A 6,415-nucleotide genomic window follows, 5' to 3' on the forward strand; every position below is an offset into this window, starting at 1 on the left:
AAACACTCCAGCATGGGTAAAAACGGTTATTCTCGGAACGCTCGGCTACTTCATTAGCCTTATTGACGGGATTCCTGACTTAACCCCCGTTCTTGGCTACACCGATGACATATCTGTAATGGCTGCGGCAATCGCCACGCTGTCTCGATACATCACACCTGAAATCAAAGCGAAAGCTAAACATAAAACTGATGCTTTCTTTCCAGCTAAAAAAACTGATCAAAAGAAGACTTCAACTGAAGCGCCACCCGATAAACCAGAACAGTAAGCATGAGCACTATCCTCCCACCTATTGCCACCACCTTATTTGCACTATACAGCCAGATTAAATAGATAATGCAGCACCATATTTACATGCGTACGCTGTAATCTTGTACTTGTAGGTGTCTCTCGATAAAATTTTACTAAAATACTATGAGGGGTATATATGCTCAGCTTTCTTCCTGGCCCAGTTAAAGGGGCTATTATTCTGATTTTAGTTATTCTGAACACTTTGCTCTGGATGCCTATTTTAGTCGTTGGCGCTCTGCTTAAGATCATCATTCCCATCAATATCGTCAAAAAAATTGTGACTAAAACCCTTATTGCCTGTGCAACAAACTGGGTTTCTATGAACAACTTTTTTATGGCAATGTTTCTGAAGGTTGAGTGGGATTTTACCAGTGTTGAAGGGCTAACAAAAAATGATTGGTACTTTGTAAATTGTAATCATCAATCTTGGTCAGATATTCCAATCACTCAAAAAATCTTGAACCGCAAAATCCCTATGCTTAAGTTCTTCCTTAAAAAAGAACTTATCTGGGTACCGATTATTGGCATCTGCTGGTGGGCTTTGGACTTCCCTTTCATGAAGCGCTCCACTCCAGCACAAATAAAGAAAGATCCATCACTTGCCGGTAAAGATCTGGAAACCACACAAAAGGCTTGTGAGAAGTTTAAAACAACGCCAGTATCAGTATTTAACTTCCTCGAAGGTACTCGTTTCACACCGGAAAAGCATGCGCGCCAAGAGTCCCCATTCACAAACCTGCTAAAGCCTAAAGCGGGTGGAGCAGCTTTTGTTCTAGGCAGTATGGGCTCTCAAATGAATACCATGCTGGATCTTACAATTGTTTACCACGATAAAGATATCGGACCGTGGGATCTCTTCTGTGGTCGTATTTCGAAAGTAACCGTCCATATTAACAAAATAGAAATACCTAAAGAGTTCTTAGGTAAAGACTATAGTAGCGACCCTGAGTTTAAAGCAGCTTTTCAAGCTTGGTTAAATACACTTTGGGAAAATAAAGATCAGCTAATTACGGATATTAAAACACGTAATAATATCAACTAACGGTAGGAATAAATCCGAACTCATATCAGCCCGAAACAATCATCTTGCTTCGGGCTTTTTTGTGCCTCTTAGCCTGACCGGCAGCCCGGCATTTAAAGCATCCATAATTAAGCCCGGACAGGCCGGGCTATATCAAGCATTCATAGCCTAGAGTGTGAGATAAACACCTAGATAGCCAACAACACCTAATACCACAGTATATGGCAAGGCCATAACCACCATCTTGCCATATGATAAACGCACCAATGGCGCTATCGCAGAGGTCAACAAGAACAAGAAGGCCGCCTGACCATTTGGCGTTGCAACACTAGGTAGGTTTGTTCCGGTATTAATCGCTATGGCAAGCTTTTCAAAATGCTCGCGACTAATAGAACCGGCATCAAAGGCACTCTTCACTTCATCGATATAAACAGTCGCAACAAAGACATTATCACTAATCATCGACAGTACTCCATTCGCAATGAAGAACATGCCAGGCTGGGCACTTTCATCAAGCGACAGAACATAGTTAATCACACCCGAAAATAAGTGCAGCTCATGAATTACACCGACAATCGTGAAAAAGACAACGAGTAAAGCTGTAAACGGTAATGCCTCTTCAAACGCTTTACCAATTTGATGCTCTTCATTGATCCCAGTAAAGACAGTTGCAAGAATAATGACTGTTAAACCAATTAGCCCTACCGCAGCCAAATGCAAAGCTAGTGATACGCATAACAGTACTGCCACTGCACCTTGAGCAATCAACTTAGCTTTAAATTCCGGGGTCATTTTAGCCTTCTCTTCCTGATCAAAGTTTTCTAGAATCTTCCGAACCGAGCCTGGAATCTTAGCCCCGTAGTCAAATTTTTTGGTTTTCTCTAACAGAATACAAGTAAGCAAGCCAAAAAACAGAACCGGCATTGTAATCGGTGCCATTTGCAAGAAAAACTCTACGAAGTCCCAACCCAGTTTTTCAGAAATTAGTAGATTCTGAGGCTCACCCACCTGTGTACAGACACCACCCAAGGCAGTCCCTACAGCACCATGCATCATCAAGCTACGTAAGAATGCTCGAAACTGGGCAAGGGCCTGACGATGATCCTCATGAACGTCATCATCATCTCCATGGTCATGATCAATATGATGAAACTTCTTGCCCGACGCGACTTTGTGGTAGACAGAGTAAAAACCGACACAGACACTGATAATGACTGCGGTAACAGTTAAAGCATCGAGAAAAGCTGACAAAACAGCTGAAGCAACACAAAAGACTAAGGACAATTGCGTCTTCGATCGAATACCAAGAATGATTTTGGTAAATACGAAGAGCAGCATACTCTTCATAAAATAAATCCCCGCCACCATGAAGATCAGCAACAGAATAACCTGCAAGTTATTCTCAAGTTCATGATAAACCGTCTCGGGCGACACCATACCTATCAGCACGGCTTCCAGCGCTAGCAAGCCACCCGGCTGCAATGGATAACACTTTAATGCCATCGCCAAGGTAAAAATGAACTGCACTATCAATAGCCATCCCGCAACATAAGGCGCAAGGGTAAACAAGATAGGATTAAAGACTAAAAATGCAATAATTGCGTTCTTGTACCAACTGGGCGTGTTGCCCAAAAAGTTTTTATAAAAAGCCTGCGATAAACTTCTGGCCATTCTAACTTCCTAAATCTCAGGGCTACAAGATTGGTATTTCATAGGGTGCTGAAATACGTCCTAATACGTAGCGAACTGCAACTCACTGAGTCAATGCGGATAATTAACTACTTGATGTAACAGACATAAAAAAGAGGGGTTTCCGCAATAAACACTGTGTCGTGCTTACTGCGGTAACTTTCAGTGCCCGTTTCCGGGGCGGCGGGGATTGTACGCTAAAAAACTAGCAAGTCCTATTCAACTTTAATGAAAAAATAAATATCTACATTGATATCGTTATCATCATCTTTATAACGAACCTGGTATTCAGACTCCCCCACGGCATCAAAGGTCACTAAGCCCGAACTAGAGATGTCAGCAGCCTCACCTGAAAGCGCAGTTCCGATCACCGACCAACTAGTTTCTTCCTCATCAGCCAGATCAACAATCCCTTCATCCCCTTTAGTATCAACGGTATAGAGTTTTAGCTGCGCCTCGCCGTCTTCCAGATCCAGTTCAATAGTGTCATCATCGTTATAGCTGTCATTCCCATACTTTACACGAAGCGATACCACCTCAACCGCTGCCTCTACATCTACCGCAAGTAAGGCTGACTGCAGCTCTCCTGAGCCTCCGGGGTCACAAGTAGCACTCACATTGCTAGACCCTTCAAGCAGTAGTTCAGCCAAGCCAGTGTCGGTATCAGAGAATGCCAGAATTGTTATATCAGAAGACCCCCATTGGACGTTTTCAGTTATATCAACGGGGTCTGAGCCATAATCACCCAGCGCTGAAAATTGACTACTTTCTTCCGCATAGAGCATTTCATCAGCAGAGCTGACGGAAATACTAGTCAGACCTCCCGCCACGACTGAAACTGTCACCCCTTCACTATCAATATCATCCTGGCTTGCTATGATTTGCGCATCATCAATAGACAAACCAGAGAGGACTCCTTTATCTTCTCTCGAGCCATCAGACAGCGCTACATCACCAACATAAATAACCGAGCTATCACTGACACTCCAGCTTACTTTATCCGAAATGTCTGCCTCATCACCGTCACTATATGTTCCCCTTGCAAGCAGTTGTTGCGAGGATGTTTGACATACTGGAAGGCTCGCAGGTTGATTACTGACGGCTATCGAGACCAAGGGTGCATCGGAAGAGCGCAATGCCTTAGTCGCCGAAAGGTCGGCAAGCCGTGCTATTACATCCGCCGTACCGTTAGATTTACCTGTCGCCACACCATTACTATTCACCGATATAATCGAAGAGTCTGAACTCGACCAGCTTACCGAACTTGTAATATCAATCTGGCTGGCACCGCCATCAACATTTCCCAAGGCTGTGAATGTCTCGGTCTCCCCTTCACGCACGCGATCATTCGAGGAAACAATAGAAATAGAGGTCAAATTCTTAGTGTTGACTTCAACGGCTTGAATATAAGTTTGCTCATTACCCACACCACAAGCTGTTAAGACAAAGCTAACTAAAAGTAAAACAGCCCGTGTCATCTTTTTTACTGAACACATATTAAGTCCTTTTTAACTAGAAACTTTGGCGTAAGCCCAAGCTCACACCATCCAGAGAGAGGTGATCCTCATCATAATAACGAAGGCCCTGAATATTGATAAAGGTCTCACTCGAACCCAAACGAAATTCAGCACCACCACCGTAGACAACGCCATGATACAACTCTCTATCTACGGGGCTGGAGGCGCTGCGGGTCATTTCCAGTTCAGACATGCCATAGCCAAGCAAGATAAACAATTTCCCACCGTTCTCAGCCTCTGGAGACTCGAAACGACCCAATATCCCAACCGAAGATACGAGACTCATATCAATACCAATATCGTCTCCCTCAGTGACACCTTGTGCGGCATAAACTTCAAGCCCTACTTGAGGCTCCAAATATAATCCCGCTCTCAGACCAGCTCCAGAGATATCGAACTCCGCTTCGCCACTTTGTTCATTACCAATAGTATTTATCAGGTAGTGGGCATCCAGCCCGGCATAATATTTAGGTTTATCTTCTGCAAAAGCGATACTGCTTAGAGCAAGTAAACATATACTCCCCCCAATGCATTTCTTTAAATTCATTCTCGTCTTCCCTTATCCATACCTTAAATAATGGTTTCCTAGCTTATCAAACTAGCGAGCAATCTTATCCTAATTTTTCGTTAAGCCAGAACAATAAAAATTTATCTACCACTAAGGTGATATTGTTTTTTTGAACTACATTGATACAGGCCCCAATCCTTATCAACTAATGGACGGTAATAAACATGAACCATCAAGAACAAATACAACCTCAATGGAAGCTAATTATCGGCTTCGCGCTAGCTTTGCTGATCACAGTTGGCTCGCTATTATCTGGTAGTGGGGCTATCGGCATATCCGGTAGTATTATCGCGCTTATCCTGGTGACCGCCATCGCATTCATTAACATCCATAACACACAGAACAATCTGGGCGCCCCAATCTCTCAGGTGAAGCATTTAGTCGATGAAATTTCCATGGGGAACTTTTCGAACGCTTCAGAAAATACTGGTGCGAAGAACAATAGCCTAGCCTCCAAGCTACAGGCTTTAGCTTATAGCCAACAGGAAAAACAAAACGAAATAGAGGCTTCTCAAGCCTCCACTCAGCGGATTATCTCTGCCTTAAACGTCTGCAACACCAATGTCATGATGGCCGATGATGACTACAACATTGTCTATATGAATGACTCCGTAAAGGAAATGATGCAAAGTGCTGAAGCAGACTTAAAAGTGGTACTTCCCAACTTTAATGCTCAAGCACTTATGGGAGAGAGTATTGATGTCTTCCATAAAAATCCGGCTCACCAACGGAGTATGCTAGAAGGCTTGCAAACTCAATATAACGGAAAAATCCAAGTTGGCACTCGAACATTCAGTTTGATAGCCACACCAATCTTTGATGATGAACACCAACGACTCGGCACCGTCGTCGAGTGGGATGATCAAACCGCGCAGCTAGCCAAGGAACAGGCTGAAGCTCAGTTGGCAGCAGACAATACGCGAATCAAACTAGCGCTAGATGTGTGTAGCACCAACGTCATGATGGCCGACGCTGAGTTCAATATCATTTATATGAATGAATCAGTACAAGAAATGATGAAAACTGCGGAAAGCGACTTGAAAGCAGAGCTTTCTCGCTTCGACGCCGATAACCTGATTGGCAACAATATCGACATCTTCCATAAGAATCCAGCGCATCAACGCAGCATGCTTGAGAAGCTCACCAGCACTTACCAAACCAACATTACGGTTGGGCCACGCACATTTAACTTAATCGCGACCCCTATTTTTGCTGAAAACAAAGAACGAATCGGTACTGTCGTTGAATGGAATGACCGAACAGAAGCGCTTGCTCAAGAAACAAAAGCCAAACAACTCGCCGAGGAAAATGCAGGCGTTAGACTGGCTC

General features: G+C 43.7%; 6 protein-coding genes. 3 read left to right on the top strand and 3 right to left on the bottom strand.

All coding sequences use genetic code 11. The features are described from left to right. Positions 1–268 (top strand): YkvA family protein (locus tag A3757_RS16145; RefSeq protein WP_156506361.1); only part of this gene is annotated, 268 nt, incomplete at its 5' end. A gap of 159 nt (positions 269–427) precedes the next feature. Then, positions 428–1,333, top strand: coding sequence for an acyltransferase (locus A3757_RS16150; RefSeq protein WP_068509953.1), 906 nt, complete (start codon positions 428–430; stop codon positions 1,331–1,333). A gap of 147 nt (positions 1,334–1,480) precedes the next feature. On the opposite strand, the gene nhaB is transcribed toward A3757_RS16150, so the two are convergent. From nhaB to A3757_RS16165, 3 genes are all read right to left on the bottom strand, one after another. After that, a complete protein-coding gene (gene nhaB, locus A3757_RS16155; protein ID WP_068509951.1) occupies positions 1,481–2,983 on the bottom strand; it encodes a sodium/proton antiporter NhaB in 1,503 nt (500 codons plus the stop codon). Positions 2,984–3,216: 233 nt separating this feature from the next. Further along, positions 3,217–4,497 carry an Ig-like domain-containing protein gene (locus A3757_RS16160; protein ID WP_068509950.1) on the bottom strand — a complete coding sequence of 427 codons (1,281 nt, stop codon included), beginning with the start codon at positions 4,495–4,497 and terminating at the stop codon, positions 3,217–3,219. 16 nt (positions 4,498–4,513) lie between these two features. Then, entirely contained in the window at positions 4,514–5,065 is a 552-nt protein-coding gene (locus A3757_RS16165) for an outer membrane beta-barrel protein (RefSeq protein WP_068509584.1), read from the bottom strand. Positions 5,066–5,250: 185 nt separating this feature from the next. On the opposite strand from A3757_RS16165, the gene A3757_RS16170 reads away from it, so the two are divergent. Beyond that, positions 5,251–6,415 (top strand): PAS domain-containing protein (locus A3757_RS16170; protein WP_156506362.1); only part of this gene is annotated, 1,165 nt, incomplete at its 3' end.

It is taken from the genome of Oleiphilus sp. HI0117, from assembly GCF_001635235.1.